Here is a 21441-nt window from a genome sequence, read left to right as displayed (position 1 = left end):
AATACGACAAAACAGAGTGTTGGAATGTTTCAAATGATCAAAAGATCACATGAAACATTCCAGAGGTTAATTATCGCCTGCCAGCAGGAGCGTCAACGCCCGCAGTGCGCGCCACACCACCAGTCCAGACCTGTTGAATTGCCAGCTTGCCGCTCATGTGCACCATATCTGCCCGGCTGCCCGGTGCCAGCACACCCCTGTCTGCCAGTTTGAGAAAGCTTGCCGGATAGGAGGTGGCCATGCGCAAAGCCTCGGCCAGCGGCAGGTCCAGCTTTTCGACGCCAAATTGAATGGCCGATGCCATGTCCAGATCGGACCCGGCCAATGTGCCATCAGGCAGTGTCAGCCGTGAACACGCGCCGCCCAAACCTCCCTGACGCCTGACTTCGCGGCCATTCAGAAGGAAACTCTGCCCTTCTTCGCCAACTAGCGACATGGCGTCTGTGACAAAGAACAGGCGCCCCGGTTCCGCTTTCGCCCGCAAGGCAATTTTCAATGCCAGCCTGTCCACATGGTGGCCATCGGCAATGATGCCGCACCACACATGGGGATGGCACAGCGCAGCCCCGACAAGGCCAGGCGCACGATGGCCAAGCTGGCTCATGGCATTGAACAGATGCGTGACACCGGTGGCGCCTGCATCAAACAGCTCTTCCGCCTGATCTGCTGTGCAATTGCTATGGCCAAGGCTGACTATGACACCCGCCTCAGCCAGCCTCTTCACCTGGTCGGGTGTGGCCTGCTCTGCAGCCAGCGTCAGCAGAACTGTGCCGCATGCTGCCCGCGCCTGCACATAGGACCCAATGTCATCGTCGTTCAGAGGGCGAAGAAATTCGGCCTGATGCGCACCCTTGCGGGACGGCGCCAGATGCGGCCCTTCCAGATGCACCCCGGCAACGGAAGCATGCAGTTGCGCGGCTGTTATGGCCGCAGCAATGGCACGCGCCGACTTTTCAGGCGTATCGCTGATCAATGTCGGCAACAGTGATGTCGTGCCGAATTTGCGGTGCGCTGCCGCTATGGCCAGCATGGTTTCAGGCGAAGGGTCGTCATTCAACATCCGGCCGCCGCCGCCATTGACCTGCGCATCCACGAAGCCCGGAGCCAGAATTCCGCCCTCCAGCCGCTGAACCGGAATTTCCGGCGACAGGGCCGCAATCGGGCAAATACTGGTAACCTGCGCACCCGTAACAACAACTGCGGCCCCATCGTGAAACCGCTCGCCATCAAACAGTCGCGCGCCACACAATGCATGCGGTCGATCTTTCCCAGCAGAGGGTTTACGCATCAAATCATCCTCTCCGCCTGATTTTCAGAAAGCGCATCCAGCCATTGGCGAAATGCCAGCAATGGGGGGTGCTGGTCGCGCTCACTCGGCCATGCCAGATGATAGGTTGCCCCTTCCACCAACGCGTGCCCGCAAAGCTGCACAAGCGCGCCTGAGGCCAGTTCGGTTTTGAACATGAACAATGGCAGCAAAGCCACACCCATACCGGCCTTGGCTGCTTCTGCCACAGAAGCAAAATCATCCAGCAGCATGCCCGTCAGCATGTCTGGCTCCACGCCTTTTGCCAAAAACCATCTTTCCCATGCATCCGGCCGCGAAACCATGTGCAGCAAGGGTTTTCGCAACAGATCCTGCGGCTTTGCATCAGGGCTTGCAAGGTCAGGCGCCGCCAAAGGAGCCACCATTTCCACCATCAAGGTGCGGTGCGGGTTACCAGTAACAGGCTGGCCGTTGCGAATGGCGGCGTCCACCGTGTCGCGCTGGAAGTCAAATTCTGTCATTCGCGTTGCCAGATTCAGCATGACATGTGGAAACGCCTGCCTGAACAAAGGCAGTTTTGGCACCAGCCAGCGCGCTGCCAGCGTCGGCAGACAGCCAAGGTTCAACGTGCCACCGGCCGGGTTGGCACGCAAATGCAGTGAAGCGGCAGAAATTCGCCGCAGCGCTTCGCGGATATCGCGGGCATAAGCTTCACCACCATCCGTCAAGCGCACCGTTTGACGCTCGCGAACAAACAGGGCCACGCCAATCTGCTCTTCCAGGGCTTTGATCTGGCGGCTCACCGCGCTTTGAGTCAGGTTAAGTTCCCGCGCCGCCGCGGTGAAGCTGGCTGTCCGTGCAGCCGCTTCAAACGCAATCAACAAGCCGGTAGACGGTAGAAAACGCCGGGGCGTCTGCATTGGGTGCAACTCACCATTCCAGAATCGAATGACCTGCACCACAACACCGGATCGCCCCGGACGCAAGCCCAATCAGGCTATGTCAAACTTGACGCCCTGCGCCAATGGCAAGGTGCGGCCGTAATTGATGGTATTGGTTGCCCGGCGCATATAAGCGCGCCAGGAATCAGACCCGGACTCACGGCCACCGCCGGTTTCCTTTTCCCCACCAAAAGCACCGCCAATTTCCGCACCGGAAGGCCCGATATTGACATTGGCAATGCCGCAATCCGACCCGCGCGACGAAACGAAGATTTCCGCCTCGCGCATATCATTGGTGAAGATGGATGACGAAAGCCCTTGCGGCACGCCATTTTGCAGCGCAATCGCCTCATCCAGATCACTATAGGGAATGACATAGAGAATTGGCGCGAAAGTTTCGTCCAGCACCGGCCCGGTCTGGGCCGGCATTTCCACCAGTGCCGGGCGCGCATAGAATGCCGCCTCGCCGCCAGCCGACATCACCCTTTCGCCACCGCTGATCTTGCCGCCCGCCGCAGCGGCGCCCTGCAATGCCTTCTGCATGTTGGCGAAGGCGCGCTCATCAATCAACGGACCGACAAGATTGCCGCCCTCGAGCGGATTACCGATGGTCACCGAGGCGTAAGCTGCCTTGAGGCGAGGCACCAGTTGATCATATACGCTGGTGTAAACAAACAGGCGGCGCAGGGTGGTGCAGCGCTGCCCGGCTGTTCCCATTGCGGCAAATGCCACCCCGCGCAGTGTCAGGTCCAGATCTGCCGACGGGCAGACAATAGCGGCATTGTTGCCACCCAGTTCCAGCAGCGAGCGGCCGAACCTTGCCGCAACGCGCGGGCCAACCGCCCGGCCCATGGCAGTGGAGCCGGTTGCCGAAATCAGCGGCACCAGCGGGCTGTCAACCATTGTTTCGCCAATGTCTCGGCCACCGACCAGAACAGCAGCAAGGCCATCGGGCGCATTGCCGCCACCCGCGCGGAAGCGGGTCAGCGCGCGGTCGAAGAGCGCCTGCGTTGCCAAAGCTGTCAGCGGTGTTTTTTCCGATGGCTTCCACAAGGTGGCATTGCCGCAGATCAGTGCCAAAGCAGAGTTCCAGCACCAGACCGCAACCGGAAAGTTGAACGCCGAGATGATGCCGACAACGCCAAGCGGATGCCAGGTTTCCATCATCCGGTGCTCAGACCGCTCGGTGGCAATGGTCAAGCCATACAATTGCCGCGAAAGACCGACGGCGAAGTCGCATATGTCGATCATTTCCTGCACTTCGCCGAGGCCTTCTGACGGCACTTTGCCAGCCTCGATGGATACAAGGCGCCCCAATTCGTTCTTGTGCGCCCGCAGTTCTTCGCCCAGCAACCGCACGAGTTCCCCACGCTGCGGGGCCGGAATGTTGCGCCACTGCAAAAACGCCGCCTGCGCCTGATCGATTGCCTGTTTCACATCATCGGAGCTGTGTTCTGCTATGCGCGCAATTTCGTCACCATTGATCGGTGAGCGCACGGCAAAGCTTCCCGCTGCCAGCACGTTGCGCTGAAGGCCAAAACTCTCGAAAATCGCAGCGACCTGTGCGGCAACGCCGGCTTCATTCAAGATTGGCTGATTCATTGTCGTTTCCTTTTTCTTTCAGAGAGTTTCAGATGCATTTCTTGATCATCTGAACCGCTCCAACTCCTTGTTTTATCGCATTGTCGTTCCGCTAAAACTTACCGTTTCAACGGGACATGCTCTAAGTCACCCACACCCGTTCTGCCGTTGTCGGACTGCACGGGTCAGATTCTGCTCGTTAGATGCGCCACTTGCGCTCCATACTCATAAAAAGCTTCTCGCAACGGCCGGAAAGGCCGGGTTTCCGGCACACTCAGCGGCAAAGGCAGCATGTCCTGCGGAATTTTCCCTGCAATATGGTCAGCCATGGCCTGACCAAAAACTGTGCCGGGCGCAATACCCCGGCCATTATAGCCGCTGAATGAGATTATCCGCTCTGCCAATTGGTGGAAGCGCGGCAGTGCATCGGATGTCATTCCAATCATTCCATACCATTGTGCTTCAAACTCAACCTGGGCCAATTGCGGAAACAAACGTTGCAAGCTGGCACGCGCCCACCGGCGATGCACCGGCCCACCCGTGCCACGCAGCGCGCCAACGCTGCCGATGATAAGCCGGTTCGCCGCATCAAGTCGGAACGAGGTCAAAATCTCCCGCGTGTCCCAGCAACCCTGCCGCCCCGGAAGAATGGTTTGTGCCAGCGCCGCCGGCAAGGGGCGCGTGGCAATATTAAAATAAGGCAGGTGCAAAAGCTCGGTGCGCAATTGCTCAAACACGCCGGAACTATAGGCATTGGTGGCCATGACAACCCATAGCGCCTCGATTGAACCATGCTCTGTTTCGACCCGCCATTGGCTGCCTGCGCGCCGCACCGCCCTGACCGGGCTTGCCTCATGCAACGCAACCCCGGCACGCAAGGCAGCCTGTGCAAGGCCACGCGCATAGGACAAAGGCTGAATTGTGCCTGCCCGAAGGTCCAGCAGCGCACCGCAATAGCCCTTCGCACCCGTCATTTTCCCGGCTTCGGCAGCGTTCAGCAATTGCACCGGTGCGCCGCGCGCCTGCCATTGCGAAGCCCGCTGTGCAAGGTTTTGCTGCCCTTTGCTGCCAACGGCACAATGCAAAGTGCCATTTCGCACTGCTTCACAGTCCATGCCATGCTGCTGCACAAGATCAAAAACCACACTGGGCGCATTGCCCAGAAGCTGCAACAGCCGCTCACCATAAACCGGGCCGAGAATAGCTGGCAGATCATCCGGCATAATCCACAGCCCGGCATTGACCAGACCGACATTGCGGCCAGAACCGCCATAGCCGCAAAACCCTGCCTCAACCACCCGCACGCTTGCGCCTGCCTCCGCAAGCCGCAATGCGGCAGCCAGCCCGGTATATCCTGCGCCAACCACCACCACATCAGCGGTGGCGGCGGCCTGCAACGGTTGGCAATCCGGCCCTGCGGGCGCGGTTAGCCGCCACAACCCATGAGTGCGCGGATCATCAGGCATTTTGTCGTGTTTCGCTCTGAGCCAATCGGATTTTCTAGCATTTTGCCCGCCGCGCCCGTTCTGCCAAGTGATGTTTGGTTCCAACATCATTCCGAAACAGAATGAGCCTTGGGATACACCGCCCTACGCCGGATGAAGGATAGTGATCACCCATGGGCTAAATTGACCTGCCTACGTCTAAAAGCTTGTATTCCCTCAGATTGAAACAAGGCGAGAGGCTTTTTGCAATGATGGATTTTCGAAGCGGAGACACAGGCGGAATTTTAAAGCGGCGGCATGGATTTCGCTGGCTTGGTCCCCTTTGCCTGGCCTTCGGCATTGTTGCAGGGGCAATAGCTGTTCCGGCAAACGCCCAGGACAAGCCGGTTGATTTCAACTTGCGGGTTATACAATCCGGCCACAGCCTGACGGATCCCATTCCGCCTATGCTGGAAAAAATGATAGCTGCCCAGGGCGGTGGAATGGTGCAGGTTGCCCGATCCACCATTCCCGGCAGCACCATGGACTGGCGCTGGGCACACCCGACAACACCCCTGCCCAATGCCAAAACCGAAATTGGCAAATATGACCTTCTGGTGCTGACCGAACGTGTTTCGCTGTCTGGCACCACAGTCTGGCACAAGTCGGATGAGGAGGCTTTGCGCTGGACCAAACATGCCTGGGAAAATGGCAATGACGGCAAAGGTGCCGAGACCATGCTCTATGCAACATGGGTCGAGATCACCAGCGGACCTGATTACATCAACCCATACAAGGATGTTGAAGGCCACATTCCATTTCGTGAGCGCATGCCGCTGGAATGGGCGCGCTGGGAAAAAATTGCTGCCTATGTCAACGAAAACCGTCCGGAGGGTTCGCCCTTTGTACGGATGATCCCTGGTCCCCTTCTGTTTGCCGAACTGTATGACGAGATCGAAGCCGGCAATGTTCCGGGTCTGACCAACGCTTCCGAGCTGTTTCTTGACGACATCCACATCAATGATCTTGGCGCCTATTTCATCACTCTGGCGCACTACGCCATGATTTATAACCAGGATCCGCGTGGACTTCCTGCCAACATCCGCCAGGGCCAGAAACCAAGCCCGGAAATGGCAGCCAAGATGCAGGAAATCGTCTGGAAGGTTCTGACCAGCTACCCGGGTTCCGGCGTTTCCTGAAAACCGGCCGCTCCGGCGGCCACTCAGATTTTTTGATGCAATTTTTTCAACACGAACTCAGGGCCCGAAAGGGCCTGATGTTCTGGATTTTAGCCAGGTGGCCCTTATGAATGCCGCAACAAAACCAGCACCGGTTCTGGTGATTGATCTGGATGGCACCCTCTGCCGCACCGACACGCTGCATGAGGCTGTTATTTCAACAATTGCCGCCAACCCTATTGGCATATTGAAATTTTTTGGTTGGCTTCGTGCTGGCAAAGCGGCTTTCAAGCAGCAGATTGCCGCGCGTGGCATCATTCCGGCTGAAGCCTTGCCCTATGATGAGGCCGTGCTGGATTATGTGCGCAAGGCGCGGGAAGAAGGTCGGCGCACTGTTCTGGTTTCCGCTGCCGATAACCGGCAGGTGCAAGCCGTAGCCAACTATCTCGGGCTGTTTGACGAGGCCGTGGGAACTGGCGGCATTACCGACAATGCAGACAATCTGCGCGGGCAGGCGAAAGCCGATTATCTGGTTTCGCGCTATGGCGAGCGCGGTTTTGACTATGTCGGCGATTCACGCGCCGACCTTGCAGTCTGGGCGCGCGCCCGCCGCGCCTTGGCGGTGCGGGCCAACAGCACCCTGCTGCGCGCGGCAACAAAGCTGGGCATCGACATTGAGGACATAGCCCCAATTTCGAAAACCCGCGCTGGCATGTTTCTCAAAGCCATGCGCCCGCACCAGTGGTCGAAGAATGCTCTGATCCTGCTTCCTATCCTGGCCTCACATGAATTCGGCTCATTGGGCGCGGCCCTGGCAGCCATGATCGCCTTCAGCCTCACGGCCTCAAGCGTCTATATTCTCAACGACCTGGCCGATCTGACTTCTGACCGCGCGCATCCGCGCAAGCGAAACCGGCCTTTTGCTTCCGGCCAACTCACGGCGTCACAGGGCCTGACTCTGGCCGCTGTGCTCATTCTCGTGGCGCTGGTCGTTTCAGTCGCCTTTACACCCCCGGCATTTCTGGCGGTGCTGGCAATTTACTACGTCGTGACCTTTGCCTATTCCTTCTGGCTCAAGCGCAAGCTTCTGGTCGATGTTGTGGCGCTGGCCGGCCTTTACACAATGCGCATCATTGCCGGATCTGCGGCAACCGGCATTCTGTTGTCACCCTGGCTGCTGGCCTTTGCCATGTTCTTCTTTTTCTCGCTGGCGGCCATCAAGCGGCAGGCGGAACTGGTGGATCAGTTGAGCGCGGATAAAGCTGTGGCGCTGGGCCGGGGCTATTTCACAAGCGACCTGCCAGTGATGCGCACAATGGCGGTGAGCGCCGGTCAAGCCTCGGTTCTGGTTCTGGCTCTCTATATTTCCAGCCCATCCGTTGCTGCGCTTTATGCCACGCCGGAAATCCTGTGGCTGGTCTGCCCTGTGCTGTTCTACTGGCTTGCCCGCATGGCCGTCATGACAGACCGGGGCTTTATGAACGATGATCCCATAGTTTTCGCCATGCGTGACCGCATCAGCCTTTACACCGGTGTACTGGTTGTCGCTATTGTTCTGGCAGCAACGAAGGTCTGGTGGTGATGAGCGACGTGTCCATAAATTCCGCACCTCGCGGTGCATCCCTTTCCACGCAAAGCTGGTTCTGGCTCATCGTTTGCGCGGGCATGGTCATTCGCATTGTCTGGGCCGGGTTTATACCGGTGGAGCCGGTGTCCGACAGCTCCGCCTACAACACCTTTGCATGGAACATTGTGAACCACGGGGTTTATGGCTGGAATGCCAATGAACCGGGCGCTTACTGGCCAGTCGGCACATCCGCCGTTGCGGCTTTGACCTATATGGTGCTGGGTGACAGCTTCCTGGGTATCGTGGTTTTGAACCTGATTGCCAGTTTCGCAACCATGTATTTCATCAACCGATTGGGCGACATCTATTTTGGCCGCCCCTACGGCCTCGTTGCAACCGCAATCATTGCATTCTGGCCGAACCTCATTCTGTTCACCACCATACTTTCCAGCGAGCTTTATTTCATCGCGCTGGTAACGGCAGGCTGGTTTTTCTGGGAAAGACGTGAAGGCAAGGTTTGGGTCAACCTGGCTTTGTGCGGGCTGATCTGGGGCCTTGGCTCCTATATGCGACCCGTCATTCTGTTTCTGCCAGCCGCCGTGGCGATAGCCACTGCCACTATAAGCCGCAAGTTTGTGCAGACCGGTGTTCGCTGCATCGTCGTGACGCTGCTGATCGTGCTGGTGGTGTCACCGTGGACCTACCGCAATTACCTGGTATTTGGCGAACCGGTTCTGGTCTCCACCAATTTTGGCCCGAATTTCTGGATGGGCAACAACCCTGAAAGCACGGGCGGCTATATGGAACTGCCCGAATGGGTAAACGGCATGAGCGAAACCGAACGCGCCACCGCGCTGTCTGCGATTGCCAAAGGCTATATTGCTGAAAATCCAATTCGTTTTGCGACGGACACCGTGGTCAAAGCCGTCAAACTGCACAGCCGCGAAACCATAGGCGTCGCGTGGAACGAAGCCGCGATTGAAAGCAAGCTTGGCGCAATCGGTCCGACCTTGTTCAAACTGGTCAGCACTGGCTACTGGTATGCCGTCGTTGCGCTTGCACTGGCGGGCGCGGCCGTTCTTTTCATGCAGGGCGGCTTTTTCGGCCTGTTTCACCCTGCCGTTGGCGGTTGGGCATACTTCACTTTGCTGCATGCGATCATCGTGGTCGAAGATCGTTATCACATGGCCAGCACACCCTTTATCGCTATGTTGGCGGCACTGTCTCTGGGCAAAGCCGGGCAGCACTATTGCAACCGAAAACGCTCAGCAGTTGGAAAAGCCGCATGACCCACTGGACTTTGATTTTTGTCGCAGCCGCGGCAAATGTGGTGCTGAATCTGTGCCTTAAGCAAACCGGACAAAGTGTTAACCCGGAATCGTTGAAAAGCATTATCATCAGTCTGCTGATGTCCCCGTGGTCCTGGCTGGCCGGTATCAGCGCGGTTATCCTGCTGACCGCTTTTGTTGCCGCGGTCCGGCAATATTCCCTCAGCCTGACCTACACCGCGGTGACCGCGCTTGCGATGGTTGCCCTGACGGTGGTGAGCGTAGCTCTTCGTTACGAATCAATCAGCACCACGCGCGTGGCCGGTTTGACATTCATTATCGTTGGACTGGCCTTGAGCGCGCGCGCCGACTGAGAATCAAGCGATCCCGCCAGCGATAAGCGCGGGATCGCCCTGCCACACGCTGCAGACACAAAAACTTTCCAAAATTTATCGTGTTTTTCTATTCATATTTCCTTTTTAATACATACCTATACGTTGTTAGACTAGCGGAATTTGTCAACACGTATACATTGCACCCCAAAAAGCGCATGCCCTTTTGCGGCTCAGGCATACAGTCGCACTATTTGCAGACCGTGCTTGCGTCACACCGCATCACAGACAGGGCACAATCATAAAGAGTGAAGCGAAGGAAATCGAAGATGTCGTATATGGATGAAGATATAGATTACCTTGCCGACATGCTGATGCAGTCAAGGCAGATCGCATTGGATGCCAGCATGGAACAGGTTTTGCCCGCACTGGATGCCGCCTTGTTTATCACCGGCCGAGAAATAGCCCGTCGCCTTGCCGAGAAAGACATTATGGACGTTGGCGGCACTGTCAATTAACCCGGTGTCTATCTGGATGCGGTGACTGTGGGACGGAACAACCGTCCCTTTTCAGTTATCAGAACAATCACAATCGAAAGCATGCCAAGACATGCATAGCCCAGAATGACGGGGGTGGCTGTGCCGTCATAATGCTGGCCGATGTAAAAGCCCAACAAAGCGCCGCCCACCGTGGTGACAAAACCCTGAAACGAGGCGGCGGTTCCCGCTACCATGCCAACCGGGTCCATGGCCATTGCGCTGAAATTGGACATGACAAGACCAAAGCAAAACATCATCAATGATTGCAGAACCAGAAACACAACAAGTGATTCATGGCCGCTGAGCGCCATGCTGGCGTGGATGATCGCTATGGATGTGAAGGCCAGCAGACCAGTGTGCGAAACGACACGCGTGCCATATCTCTCGACAATTCTGGAATTGACGAAGGATGACAGCGCCATAAACAGCGCGATGCTGGCAAAATAGATCGGGAAGGCAGACCCCGTATCGAACACATCAACAAAGATCTGCTGCGCAGAATTGATGAAGCCGAACAGGCAGCCCAGAATTGACGCCGCGGCCAGAGTGTAGCCAAGGCAAAGGCGGTTTGTAGCAACCAGACGAAAAGCCGCGAATACTGCTGACAGCACAATAGGATTGCGCCTTTCAGGCGGAAGGGTTTCCGGCAGGCGCAGCATGATCCAACTCGCCAGACCAAATCCCGCCAGTCCCAGAACCAGAAAAATCCACTCCCATGGCGCAACCAGCACAATGGCCTGGCCGACGCTGGGTGCGATGACTGGCACCAGGATGAACATGATGAAGGCTATGGACATGACACGCGCCATTTGCCGTCCTGAATAACAGTCGCGCACAATGGAAACGGCAAGCACCCGCGCCGCCGCCGAGCCCACACCTTGCATCAGCCGTGCGAAAATCATCTGGTCGAACGATGTGACAAGCATCGCCGCACAGCTGGCGATTGTGTAGATCACAAGGCCAAAAAGCAGCACAGGACGCCGCCCGAAGCGGTCGGACAGCGGCCCATAGGCAAGCTGAGCCACACCAAATCCCAGGAGATAGGCAGTGATGATAAACTGTCGCTGATTTTCCGTTGCTATCGATAGCGCCTCTCCAATTTGCGGCAAGGCAGGCAGCATGGCGTCAATGGCAAGCGCATTCACAGCCATGAGGGAAGCGACAATGGCAACAAACTCGCGAAAGCCCATTCCCGGATGCGGAGTCGCGACGCCTTGCCGCCCTGCCGATACCATCGAACGCGTCATAATTCATGCCTCTTGAATTTCGGGTCGTGGCCGGTCCATCCCAGACCATTTCAGGTATGTTCGATCACCGAGACTGTTCTAAATCTTTGTTTGTCACATTGTCCTGCCGTTGAAACTCAGCGGTTTCGACGGGAAATGCTATCAACAGGGCAGATGCACCGACCCTATTTAATAGTAAGTAAGGCATATTACTAGTGGGGGAAGCACGCGGAAACCTGCCCGGCCTAATCTTCCACCAATTCTCCCTTCAACGCGGCGCGCAATTGCACGAGCCAACTGTTTGCCACGGCATCAGACGGTGCACGCCAATCGCCGCGCGGAGACAGGGCACCGCCGGACGAAACCTTGGGGCCATTGGGCATAGCCGTGCGCTTGAACTGGCTGGTCTGGAAAAACCTGAACAGGAAAACTTCCAGCCAGCGTGCAATCTGCGGTAAGGTGTAGCTGTGCCGTGCCGCCTCCGGAAAATTGGGGGGCCATTCGCCCCGGGCCGCATCTTGCCATGCATTCAACGCCAGATAGGCCACCTTGGCGGGCGACTGCCCATGCCGCATGATATGATAAAGGAAAAAGTCGTGCAGCTCATAAGGACCGATCCGGTCCTGTGTGCTCTGGATTTTCCCTTCCGCATCGGCCGGCACCAGTTCGGGTGAAATTTCCGTCGCCAGAATGGCTGTCAAAATCTCGCCCGTCGCGTCATCAAACTGCTTCGTGGCAACACACCAGCGGATCAGATGCTGGATCAAGGTCTTCGGCACACCGGGATTAACATTGTAATGGCTCATATGGTCACCAACACCATATGTGCTCCAGCCCAGCGCAATTTCTGATAAATCGCCTGTGCCAATAACAAAGCCATTTCGCTGGTTGGCCAACCGGAACAGATAGTCCGTGCGCAGTCCGGCCTGCACATTTTCAAATGTCACGTCATAGACCGGCTGCCCGTTGGCAAATGGATGCCCCATATCCGCAAGCATCTGCCGGGCAGCGGGTTTGATATCAATTTCGTCCGCCGTCACGCCCACTGCCCGCATAAGCCGCCATGCATTGTCTCTGGTCTCATCGCTGGTGGCAAAGCCGGGCATGGTGAAACCAAGAATCTGACGGCGAGGCAGACCAAGCACATCACAGGCTTTGGCCGCAACGATCAGCGCGTGAGTTGAATCCAGCCCGCCGGAAATGCCCAGGACCATCGTGTCACCCGGCGTGGCTTCAAAACGTCGGATCAGCCCATGGACCTGAATGTTGAAAGCCTCATAGCAGTCTTCATCCAGCAGCTTTGCGGAATTTGGAACATAAGGGAACCGGCGCAGTGCCCGCATCAGGCCCCTGTCGCTCCAGTCCGGCTGATGCGAAAATTCAACACGCCGAAACCGGGCTTCAGGATGTGCCGCTGCCGTGGCCGCGTCATTGAACGTGCCGGTGCGCATGCGTTCCTGCCGGATGCGCGTCAGATCCACATCCGTCAGAACCATCTGTGCCGAGGTGGCAAAGCGTGCGGACTCGGCCAGAAGTTCGCCCAGCTCGTGCACCATGCCCTGCCCGTCCCAGGCCACATCATTGGTGCTTTCACCCGGACCGGCTGCCGCGTAAACATAGGCCGCGACACAGCGCATGGACTGGGATGCCGCAAGCAGGTGCCGCTCTCGCGATTTGCCAACTGTCACATTGGAAGCGGACAAGTTGCACAGGACCAGCGCCCCCGCCAAAGCAGCCGTTGTGGAGGGCGGGTTCGGTGCCCAGAAATCCTCACAGATTTCGGCGTGAAACACGAAATCGCGCAAGTCCTGCGCTGCAAACAGCAGATCAGGGCCAAATGGTACGTCTTTGCCGCCGAGGTCAATCGTCAGGCCGGACAGTCCGATCCCAGGCGCAAACCATCGCTTTTCATAATACTCCCGGTAGTTCGGCAGAAAGCTTTTCGGTACAACACCCAGAATGGCCCCGCGGGAAAGCACAGCCGCGCAATTGTAAACGCGGTTGTTGCGGCGCAGCGGTACACCCACCAGCAAAACCGGAGAAAGCTGTGCGCTTTCTCGTGCCAGCCAGAGCAGTGAGTGTTCCGCGGCATCCAGCAGACTGTCCTGCAGATGCAGGTCATCAATTGAATAGCCGGTCAGCCCCAGTTCCGGAAACACCAGAAGATCCGCCGCCTTGTCGCTTGCCGCAACAGCCAGTTCCAGAATTGCCGCGGCGTTGGCTTGAGGATCGGCAAGCACAATGGCTGGCGTTGCAGCGCCCACCCTTGCGAACCCATGGCGGTGAAACGACTGAAAGGGAGCGGCCGGCGAAACTGCATTGTGAGACACGGTATCATTCCCTGCTGGCGTGCAGCGCCGAAACCGGGAACACCCGGCCACCAGCGCCATTCATGGCATTTTGTATTACAGCTATGCGGCGCGCCGGGCAAACCTGCGCATACCCATCAGCCCCAGCCAGACGCCAGCGGTGCAGAAAATCAGAAACACCCAACCTGAAACCGCACCGGCATGGATGCCGGACAGAAGAACACCGACTGTGCAGCCCAGCCCCGTCATTGCACCCCAACCCATAAGAATGCCACCGGTAAGCCCGCTGATAATCTGTCCGGGCCGTGGCCGTTGCGGTTGAAACTTGTTTGCGGCAAGTGCCGAGGCAAAACTGGCTGCAATGAGGCCCATGACAAAAAGCCCGTTATTGGACAGCAGAGCTTGCTTGATGACAGTGGCACAGCCGCGCAATCCATCCAGCCCGTGCAAGGTTTCCGGCAACCAGCCGGCGGAAGTTCCTGCGGTACGGGCGATGCTGCCCAGTTCCGCCGTTACGCCAAGTGGCGCTACACGAAAATAGGCGAAGGCAGAAATTGCCGCAACGGCAATTCCCGCTACGGCTGGCGGCCAACGGTTTACAAAAACACTGGCCAGAGCGCTTTTCAGCGTCAGAGTGGTGGTGACCGTCTGCTCTTTGCCGGATGCAAAATACAGCACCAGAAACGCAAGAAGCGCGCAAAGGCCAAGGCTGAGCAGGATTGTTGCTGAATAGCCAAGGGAATGTGGAAGCCACAGTGCCTCATTGGAATAGATCGACAGCGTAAAAAGCGAGTTCCAGGTCAGGAACCCGATGACAAAACCGATTGCCGCGCCAATGAGGGCGAAGGGGGAGCTTGGTGACCCCTCGCCGAGACGATAAAAGTGGGCGGAAAGGCACGAACCGGAAATGGCCATGCCAATGCCGAACACAAATGCTGCCAAAGCCAGAACCGGGCCGACCGGACCGATATGAGCATTTGGCGGCAATCTTTCCGGTTGCGGTACCGGCACCCACGCCATGATCACTGCATAATACAGCACCACCCCGGCAGCCAGCGCAATGATGATGGCCAGCAGGCCCTGCGGCTCACGCTTTTCGATAAAGTCCCGAAAATTGCAGAGAAAGCAGAAGCGGGCTCGTTGCAGAACCAGGCCAAATGCTGCGCCTGCCAAGAGCGAAAATGACAGGTCACGCCCGCCGGGGCGCGCATGCACCAGCCATGCAACCAACGCAATTGCAACAACAATACCAACTGGCAGCAACACCCGCCGGACAACCGAGCTCATGGCTTTTCCTTCAACGCAACAAACAAAAATGCATCAGACGCAGCATCAGCAATCGGTGATGCTGGTTCGTTCTGGTGCTTTAGACCATTTCCGCGCTTCGCGGAAATGAGAAAACGCTCTAACCCCTTGTTTTTCAGCCGTTCAGTTTCCTGCATCTGCCAGAAGTTACCTGAGATTTTCACGTGCTTGACATGAAAGTATACAACTGCGTACAAATGTAGCCACAACAAGAAGTAGTGTCGGAATCGACGCTCGGCTCGGAGGAATTCATGAACTGCTCGGACGTCATGGTTCGCTATCTAGCGGCGGCCAACACCAGATTCGTGTTTGGATACCCGGGAGATCCCAGCGTTCCATTTCTGGAAGCCTGCAGACTGCACGGCACGGAATTTGTGCTTGGTACCCGTGAGGGAACGGCGGGTCTGATGGCAGAGGCTTATGGTCAGATCACTGATCAGCCGGGCGTCGTGCTTTCGACCCTTGGGCCCGGATCGTCCAATCTGGTCAATGCGGTTGCAAACGCATGGTGCGACCGCGCTCCCATGATTGCCATTTCCGGCCAGATTGAGAGCCGCCGTGAACCCTATTTCACTCATCAGGTTATCGACCACAACCAGGTGTTCACGCCAATTTCCAAGTGGACCACCAGCATTCTGCCAACCACCGTTTCGACGATCATGCGCAAGGCCTATCGCGTCTCCATGGCGGACAGGCCTGGTCCGGTGCACATTTCCACCCCCGGCGATGTTGTTGGTGCGGAAGCAACGGACGATGCCATCATCATGCCGCCCCTGCAGGCCATTTCACATGGTCTGAACGTTTATGGCACCGTGCGCGACCCGGCAAAAACCGTGGCCAATGCCCGCCGCCCGATCATTCTGGCCGGTCTATCCGCGGTGCGCGGCAAGGCAGGAGCGGCCATTGCGCGCCTGGCCGAAAAGCTGGGCTGTCCGGTGGTGGTTTCGCCGATGGCGAAGGGCATCATTGACGAAACTCACCCGTATTATGCCGGCACGCTCGATATGGCCTGCAACGCCTTTGTCTGGGACTTTCTGAAATCTTCCGACTTGCTGCTCAATGTCGGCTTCGATGCCGTGGAGCTGATCAAACCATGGACTGTGCAGACCCCAACCATCCACATTGATTCTGTCGCCAATACCGACCAGATCTACAGTGCCGAAATCGAGATTGTCGGCGACATATCCACTGCGGTTGATGCACTGACGGATGCGATCCATGATTCCGGCGCCCGCTGGAGCGAATGTGAACTGGCATCGCATCGAACGGCGTTGCGCGCGCTCTATTCTGCTGGCCGTGTTTCCGGCCGCCTCAACCCGACTGATCTGGTGGATATTGTTCTGGCCGCCAGCCCGCACGATACGGTCGCGACCACTGATGTCGGCTCGCATAAGCTTCTGGTCGGGCAAGGCTGGGTTTCCCGCCTTCCCAAAACCATGCTGATGAGCAATGGCCTGTCATCCATGGGCTATTCCCTGCCAGCCGCCATTGTTGCAAAGCTGCTGATGCCGGAACGCAACGTCGTGTGCTTTACCGGCGATGGCGGGTTGGCCATGGTTCAGGGCGAGTTGCGCACCGCCAGTCACCTCAATCTTGGTATAACGGTCGTTGTGTTCTGCGACAACAGCCTGAACCGCATTGAGCTGAAGCAGAACGCACGGCAATTCCCCAGCTTTGGCACGACGATTCCAGAAACCGATATTGTCATGCTGGCGCGCGCTATGGCCTGCGATGCCGTTCGGGTCGACACTGCTGCAGAGCTTGAAAAAGCGATGAGCGATGGCCCGGCATCAGATCGCCCTCTCATCATCGCCGCTCATATCGATCCCTCACAATATATGGCTCAGTTTTAGTCCGATGCTTCATCCCAGTCATATCAAAACCCAATTGTTCATCGCCGGTCAGTGGGTCAAGGGCTCAACCAGCCTGGACGTGCTCGACAAGTTCGACCAGTCCATTGCGGCATCTGTTTCTCTGGCCGGGCCGGAGGAGCTGGAGCAGGCGCTCAGCGCAGCGGCGGCAGCGCATCGCGCCGGAGCGCCCAGCCCGAATGCCCGTGCGCTCATTCTTGAACGGGCAATTCCATTGATTGCCAGTCGAAGAGATGAGTTTCGCAAGCTGATGGCAATTGAGGCGGGTTTTCCGCAAGCTGATGCAGACGGTGAAATTGACCGTTGTCAGGAAACATTGCGTCTTGCCGCCATAGCGGCCCGGGAGTTGACCGGAGAGATGGTGCCGATGACCGGCTCGCCGCATGGACAAGGGCGCATGGGGTTCACCCGCCGGGTGCCTGTTGGGCCAGTTCTGGCAATCACGCCTTTCAACTCACCTCTTAACACTGTGACTCACAAGGTCGCGCCTGCATTCGCCGCGGGAAATCCGGTGATCCTGCGCCCCGCATCGGCCACGCCTTCCGTGGCCGCGCTGCTGGTCGAGGTTCTTGCGCAAGCTGGCGTTCCCTCCGGGTTCATTGCGCACCTGCCCTGCACCAGTGCCAATGCTGAAAAGCTGGTGGCCGATCTGCGCATTCGCTTCATAACTTTCACCGGCAGCACTGCAGTGGGCAAAAGCATTCAGGCCAAAGCTGGCCTGCGCCGAACCCAGATGGAGCTCGGCTCCATAGCCTCAACGGTTCTGTGCGCCGATGCGGATCTGGCCAGCGCCATGCCCAAAGTGGTAGCCGGCAGCTTTCGCAAGGCGGGACAGGTTTGCAGTTCCATTCAACTGCTGCATGTCCACCGTTCCATTCTGGATGCAGTGATGGACAGTCTGGTTCGTGGCGCCAATGCCATGACTGTCGGCTCACCAGCGGCGGCAGGAACGGTCATCGGCCCGCTGATTTCGCTGGAATCCGCAGACCGCGTTGAAGCATGGGTGCGAGAGGCTGAGGCACAGGGTGCCCGCCTGGCCACCCCATTCAAGCGGGAAGGTTCGCTGATTCATCCGGTCATTCTGACGGATGTGAAGCCTGATATGCGGATTTCCTGCGAGGAAGTGTTCGGTCCTGTTCTGGCTGTGCTGCCATTCGACGAATTCGCGGAAGTCATCGAGCGCGCCAATGCATCGCCATTCGGACTTGCTGCCGGCGTTTTCACCAAGAATCTCGATATCGTTTCGCAGGCGATCGAAGGTCTGGATGTCGGCGGACTGCACTTCAATGAAACCAGTTCCAGCAGAATTGATCTGATGCCCTATGGCGGCGTCAAAGACAGCGGGTTCGGGTTGGAAGGACCCAAATTCGCGGTGGCGGAGATGACGGAAGAGCGCCTTGTCACCATCAGAATGTGAATAAAAACCGGATGGAGGAAACCAATGAAAAACTTCGCAAATCTGGCAGCAACAACGGCAGCACTGACGGCACTGTCGCTGTTTTCTTCACTTGCGCATGCACAGGATAGCTACCCCGCGGCGGGCAAACCGGTCACGATCATGATCGGCTTTGGCGCGGGCGGCGGAACAGACATTGCGGGCCGCATGCTCGCCGACGCACTCAAGGAAAAGCTTGGCGGCACATTCATCGTTGAAAACTATCCCGGCGGCGGCGGGTTGCAGGCGTTGTCACGCGTTGTGCCTGCCAACCCGGATGGCTACACGCTGGCATTCGTGCCAATTCCGGCATCCAACATGCTGTATCTTGACCCCGATCGCGGCGGCAATTTCACGTTGGACGATCTGACCCCCATTGCCATGCATGACTACGGCACGGTTGCGCTGGCCGTTGCCAAAGACAGCCCCTACCAGACCCTGACGGACCTGGTGGAAGATGCCAAATCGAATTCCAACATAACAGTGGCCAGTAACGGTGCGCTGGCCATTGGCCATCTTGGCCTGATGATGGTCAGCGAGGCTGCGGACGTTAACATCAACTGGACGGCAATCACCGAACCAGGCCTGCTGATGAGTTCGTTGCTGGGCGGCCATATTTCCGGAGTCAGCGACACATTTTCCGAACTTCACCCGGCAGCTCAAAACGGCGACATCCGCTTTCTCGCAGTTTTGGCTGATGAACCCAGCCCGGAAATCGAAGGCATTCCAACCGCCAAAGATCAGGGGCTTGATGTCAGCCTTTCGACCAACCGGGTTCTGATCGGTCCAGCAGGCCTTCCCGATGACGTTGTCTCGACGCTGGAGACCGCCATCGCTGAAATTACATCTGACCCGGACTATCAGAAACTGGCCAGCACCCGTGCCGTCCAGATCAGGTATCTGAACGCGGCTGATGCCAAGGCTCTCTGGCAGGATATGGACGAAACATTCGGCCCGCAGGTCGATAAGTTCCGCGAATTGTCCTCGAAATAAGCCAAACCAATACGGCATGACTGTCCGGATGGTTCGGGCATGCCGGCGCCATGGCACCAATTCCCTGCCAATCAGGGCAAACTTCCGGGAGACGCAATCGTGAAGGAATGGATAGGGTGTAGCGTCTGGATTGCTCTGGGCCTGGTTGGCCTGATAGCCAGCCTCGACCTTCAGGTGGTCACACGTTTTGGACCAGGGCCCGGGTTTTTCATCCGGGGCCTGACCATCGCCATGCTTGTACTGGGTCTCATTCAAGCCAGCGCACTCGTGCTGTCTGCCCACAGCAAGCGGCGGCTCAGCCAACCCTCGCCCGACAATGTCGTGGCGGTGCTGAATCTGGATGAAGACGAGGATCCGATGGTGGTCACACCTGGCAGCCTTGTCCGGTTCGGCCTTCTGGCAGCAACGCTGTTTGCTTACGGCCTGTTGATCGAGCCAGCCGGATTCATCGTTTCCACCAGTCTCCTGGCATTTTCAGCAATGACGCTTCTGGGTCGGCCAGCCATGCGCAGCGCGGTCGAGGCAGTGGCGGCAGCGGTCATCGCCTATCTGGCCTTCGGCATATTGCTGGGGGTCAATCTGCCAACATCCAGCATGCCGCTTCTGTCTTCCATCGGGCTTTGAGCATTTCGCGGCGAAACGGTTGCGTTTCACCGAAACGACAATGCGACAAAACAAACAGTTAGCGGCAATACGGAGATTTCGCCATGGATGGTTTGATCGGCCTGATGCAGGGCTTCGAGGTGGTTTTCACCTGGCAGACATTGGCCCTTGCACTGATTGGCTGTCTGACCGGCATGCTGGTGGGCATTCTGCCAGGCGTGGGGCAAAGCGCCGGCATGGCCCTGCTCATTCCCATCACCTATCATCTCGATCCTGCCGGGGCGATCATCATGCTCGCCAGCATATTTTATGGCGCAGCCTATGGCGGCACCATAACCAGCATATTGATGAACATACCCGGCGAGTCAGAATCCATCGTCACCACATTTGACGGTTATCCGCTGGCCAAGCAGGGCAAAGCCGGCATTGCACTCAGCATTTCAGCAATCGGCTCTTTTGTTGGCGGCACCTGCGCCACCATAGCGCTTGCCCTGGTGGCGCTGCCCATCAGCCGGCTGGCCCTGCAACTCGGGCCGCCTGAATACGCCACACTTATGCTGCTTGGCCTTACACTGGCCGCAGGGCTGCTTGGCAGTTCCATCATCAAAGGTCTGATGATGGTGGTCTTCGGCCTGTTGCTGTCGCAAATTGGCACCGACCCTGCCCTGGGTCTGCCACGCTTTACCTTTGGCAACACCAATCTTCTCGATGGCATCCCGCTTCTGGCTTTGATTATGGGCTTTTACGGCCTGTCAGATGTGCTCCTCAGCCTGTTCAAACCATTGCCAACTGGCGGTTCAGCCGCCAAAATCTCACGGCTGATGCCGCGTGCATCCGATCTGCGCGAAAGCGCTGGCCCTATAGCAAGGGGAACATTGATTGGCGGCCTGCTCGGCATTCTGCCGGGAATGGCGTCAGCCGTCAGCACCTTCTTTTCCTATGCGGTGGAGCGTCGGGTCAGCAAAACACCTGAATTGTTCGGCAAGGGCGCCCTTGCCGGTGTGGCCGGACCGGAGACCGCCAACAATTCCTTTGCCAATGCCAGTTTTCTGCCATTGATGACTCTTGGAATACCCGGCTCGGCTGCATTGTCGATCCTGTTCGGCGCGCTCATGATCCAAGGGGTTACTCCCGGGCCGCTGATGTTCCGGGACCACCCTGATGTGGCCTGGGGTCTGATTGCCAGCATGATTGTCGGCAACGGCATTCTGCTGGCGCTGAGTTTTCCGCTGATCGGCATCTGGGTTTCGATCCTGCGCCTTCCGGCAACGCTAATCGGCGCAATCATCGTCGTGGTTTCACTGATTGGCGTCTACACCGTCCAGAGCAACCCGTTTGATATTCTGGCGCTGGCATTCTTCACGCTGGTGGGGGCCGGGCTGAAATGGCTTAATTACCCACTGGCACCGGCAATTCTGGCTTTCATTCTGGGCAAGCCGATTGAAAGCGCCCTAGGCCAGTCGCTGAATATTGCCCAGGGCGATTTCACAATATTTCTCACACGTCCGATCTCGGCATGTTTCATTGCGGCAGCCGCCCTTATCATCGCCATGTCTTCCATTCGGCTCTACCGCGATGCGCGGAGCGCGAAATGAGGCTTTC

16 protein-coding genes and 1 pseudogene are annotated in these 21441 nt (G+C 57.5%); 10 read left to right on the top strand and 7 right to left on the bottom strand.

From position 1 onward, the window contains the following. Positions 1-70: 70 nt before the first annotated feature. The 4 genes and pseudogenes from nagA to FPY71_RS12405 all read right to left on the bottom strand — a co-directional run bounded on the left by nagA (position 71) and on the right by FPY71_RS12405 (position 5255). Complete coding sequence (gene nagA / locus FPY71_RS12420) at positions 71-1288, bottom strand: N-acetylglucosamine-6-phosphate deacetylase (protein ID WP_149300636.1); 1218 nt, start codon at positions 1286-1288, stop codon at positions 71-73. Further along, positions 1288-2187: a LysR substrate-binding domain-containing protein gene (locus FPY71_RS12415; RefSeq protein ID WP_149301086.1), complete on the bottom strand. Its 900-nt coding sequence runs from the start codon at positions 2185-2187 to the stop codon at positions 1288-1290. The genes nagA and FPY71_RS12415 overlap by 1 nt, the downstream gene beginning before the upstream one ends. 72 nt (positions 2188-2259) lie before the next feature. Continuing rightward, positions 2260-3708 (bottom strand): annotated as a pseudogene (amaB, locus tag FPY71_RS12410) (L-piperidine-6-carboxylate dehydrogenase); the annotation flags it as partial. A gap of 266 nt (positions 3709-3974) precedes the next feature. Beyond that, positions 3975-5255 carry an NAD(P)/FAD-dependent oxidoreductase gene (locus tag FPY71_RS12405; RefSeq protein WP_149300634.1) on the bottom strand — a complete coding sequence of 427 codons (1281 nt, stop codon included), beginning with the start codon at positions 5253-5255 and terminating at the stop codon, positions 3975-3977. A gap of 227 nt (positions 5256-5482) precedes the next feature. On the opposite strand from FPY71_RS12405, the gene FPY71_RS12400 reads away from it, so the two are divergent. The 5 genes from FPY71_RS12400 (at position 5483) to FPY71_RS12380 (ending at position 10076) form a co-directional block, all read left to right on the top strand. After that, positions 5483-6412: a hypothetical protein gene (locus FPY71_RS12400; protein WP_149300633.1), complete on the top strand. Its 930-nt coding sequence runs from the start codon at positions 5483-5485 to the stop codon at positions 6410-6412. Positions 6413-6518: 106 nt separating this feature from the next. Next, positions 6519-7973 carry a UbiA family prenyltransferase gene (locus tag FPY71_RS12395; RefSeq protein WP_149300632.1) on the top strand — a complete coding sequence of 485 codons (1455 nt, stop codon included), beginning with the start codon at positions 6519-6521 and terminating at the stop codon, positions 7971-7973. An 8-nt stretch (positions 7974-7981) separates the two neighbouring features. Beyond that, positions 7982-9247: an ArnT family glycosyltransferase gene (locus tag FPY71_RS12390; RefSeq protein ID WP_210246291.1), complete on the top strand. Its 1266-nt coding sequence runs from the start codon at positions 7982-7984 to the stop codon at positions 9245-9247. Next, complete coding sequence (locus FPY71_RS12385; RefSeq protein WP_149300630.1) at positions 9244-9600, top strand: hypothetical protein; 357 nt, start codon at positions 9244-9246, stop codon at positions 9598-9600. The genes FPY71_RS12390 and FPY71_RS12385 overlap by 4 nt, the downstream gene beginning before the upstream one ends. Before the next feature lie 287 nt (positions 9601-9887). Then, complete coding sequence (locus FPY71_RS12380; protein WP_149300629.1) at positions 9888-10076, top strand: hypothetical protein; 189 nt, start codon at positions 9888-9890, stop codon at positions 10074-10076. An 8-nt stretch (positions 10077-10084) separates the two neighbouring features. On the opposite strand, the gene FPY71_RS12375 is transcribed toward FPY71_RS12380, so the two are convergent. From FPY71_RS12375 to FPY71_RS12365, 3 genes are all read right to left on the bottom strand, one after another. Next, on the bottom strand, positions 10085-11344 hold the full coding sequence (locus FPY71_RS12375) for a multidrug effflux MFS transporter (RefSeq protein WP_246160516.1): 1260 nt from the start codon (positions 11342-11344) through the stop codon (positions 10085-10087). Positions 11345-11568: 224 nt separating this feature from the next. Next, positions 11569-13653 (bottom strand): NAD(+) synthase, encoded by a 2085-nt coding sequence (locus FPY71_RS12370; protein WP_246160514.1) that lies wholly within the window; start codon positions 13651-13653, stop codon positions 11569-11571. 81 nt (positions 13654-13734) lie between these two features. After that, positions 13735-14919 carry a YeeE/YedE family protein gene (locus FPY71_RS12365; protein ID WP_149300627.1) on the bottom strand — a complete coding sequence of 395 codons (1185 nt, stop codon included), beginning with the start codon at positions 14917-14919 and terminating at the stop codon, positions 13735-13737. Between the two features lie 269 nt (positions 14920-15188). On the opposite strand from FPY71_RS12365, the gene FPY71_RS12360 reads away from it, so the two are divergent. From FPY71_RS12360 to FPY71_RS12340, 5 genes are all read left to right on the top strand, one after another. Continuing rightward, positions 15189-16790, top strand: coding sequence for a thiamine pyrophosphate-binding protein (locus FPY71_RS12360; RefSeq protein WP_149300626.1), 1602 nt, complete (start codon positions 15189-15191; stop codon positions 16788-16790). A gap of 4 nt (positions 16791-16794) precedes the next feature. Next, a complete protein-coding gene (locus FPY71_RS12355; RefSeq protein WP_210246290.1) occupies positions 16795-18225 on the top strand; it encodes an aldehyde dehydrogenase family protein in 1431 nt (476 codons plus the stop codon). Positions 18226-18249: 24 nt separating this feature from the next. Then, a complete protein-coding gene (locus FPY71_RS12350; RefSeq protein WP_149300625.1) occupies positions 18250-19236 on the top strand; it encodes a tripartite tricarboxylate transporter substrate binding protein in 987 nt (328 codons plus the stop codon). A gap of 39 nt (positions 19237-19275) precedes the next feature. Beyond that, the gene (locus FPY71_RS12345) at positions 19276-19860 is read left to right on the top strand and encodes a tripartite tricarboxylate transporter TctB family protein (RefSeq protein WP_149300624.1); all 585 of its coding nucleotides are present in this window, start codon (positions 19276-19278) and stop codon (positions 19858-19860) included. An 83-nt stretch (positions 19861-19943) separates the two neighbouring features. Beyond that, the gene (locus tag FPY71_RS12340) at positions 19944-21434 is read left to right on the top strand and encodes a tripartite tricarboxylate transporter permease (protein WP_149300623.1); all 1491 of its coding nucleotides are present in this window, start codon (positions 19944-19946) and stop codon (positions 21432-21434) included. The last annotated feature ends 7 nt before the right edge of the window (positions 21435-21441 follow it).

It is taken from the genome of Aureimonas fodinaquatilis, assembly GCF_008369445.1.
GTDB lineage: Bacteria > Pseudomonadota > Alphaproteobacteria > Rhizobiales > Rhizobiaceae > Aureimonas > Aureimonas fodinaquatilis.
The sequence above is the reverse complement of the archived record's forward strand: the minus strand, read 5'-3'. Positions and strand labels throughout refer to the sequence as shown.

Coding starts and splice junctions, on each gene's coding strand:
- nagA (WP_149300636.1), bottom strand. CDS start 1,288: ATGCGTAAACCCTCTGCTGGGAAAGATCGACCGCATGCATTGTGTGGC.
- FPY71_RS12415 (WP_149301086.1), bottom strand. CDS start 2,187: ATGCAGACGCCCCGGCGTTTTCTACCGTCTACCGGCTTGTTGATTGCG.
- FPY71_RS12405 (WP_149300634.1), bottom strand. CDS start 5,255: ATGCCTGATGATCCGCGCACTCATGGGTTGTGGCGGCTAACCGCGCCC.
- FPY71_RS12400 (WP_149300633.1), top strand. CDS start 5,483: ATGATGGATTTTCGAAGCGGAGACACAGGCGGAATTTTAAAGCGGCGG.
- FPY71_RS12395 (WP_149300632.1), top strand. CDS start 6,519: ATGAATGCCGCAACAAAACCAGCACCGGTTCTGGTGATTGATCTGGAT.
- FPY71_RS12385 (WP_149300630.1), top strand. CDS start 9,244: ATGACCCACTGGACTTTGATTTTTGTCGCAGCCGCGGCAAATGTGGTG.
- FPY71_RS12380 (WP_149300629.1), top strand. CDS start 9,888: ATGTCGTATATGGATGAAGATATAGATTACCTTGCCGACATGCTGATG.
- FPY71_RS12375 (WP_246160516.1), bottom strand. CDS start 11,344: ATGACGCGTTCGATGGTATCGGCAGGGCGGCAAGGCGTCGCGACTCCG.
- FPY71_RS12365 (WP_149300627.1), bottom strand. CDS start 14,919: ATGAGCTCGGTTGTCCGGCGGGTGTTGCTGCCAGTTGGTATTGTTGTT.
- FPY71_RS12360 (WP_149300626.1), top strand. CDS start 15,189: ATGAACTGCTCGGACGTCATGGTTCGCTATCTAGCGGCGGCCAACACC.
- FPY71_RS12355 (WP_210246290.1), top strand. CDS start 16,795: ATGCTTCATCCCAGTCATATCAAAACCCAATTGTTCATCGCCGGTCAG.
- FPY71_RS12350 (WP_149300625.1), top strand. CDS start 18,250: ATGAAAAACTTCGCAAATCTGGCAGCAACAACGGCAGCACTGACGGCA.
- FPY71_RS12345 (WP_149300624.1), top strand. CDS start 19,276: ATGCCGGCGCCATGGCACCAATTCCCTGCCAATCAGGGCAAACTTCCG.
- FPY71_RS12340 (WP_149300623.1), top strand. CDS start 19,944: ATGGATGGTTTGATCGGCCTGATGCAGGGCTTCGAGGTGGTTTTCACC.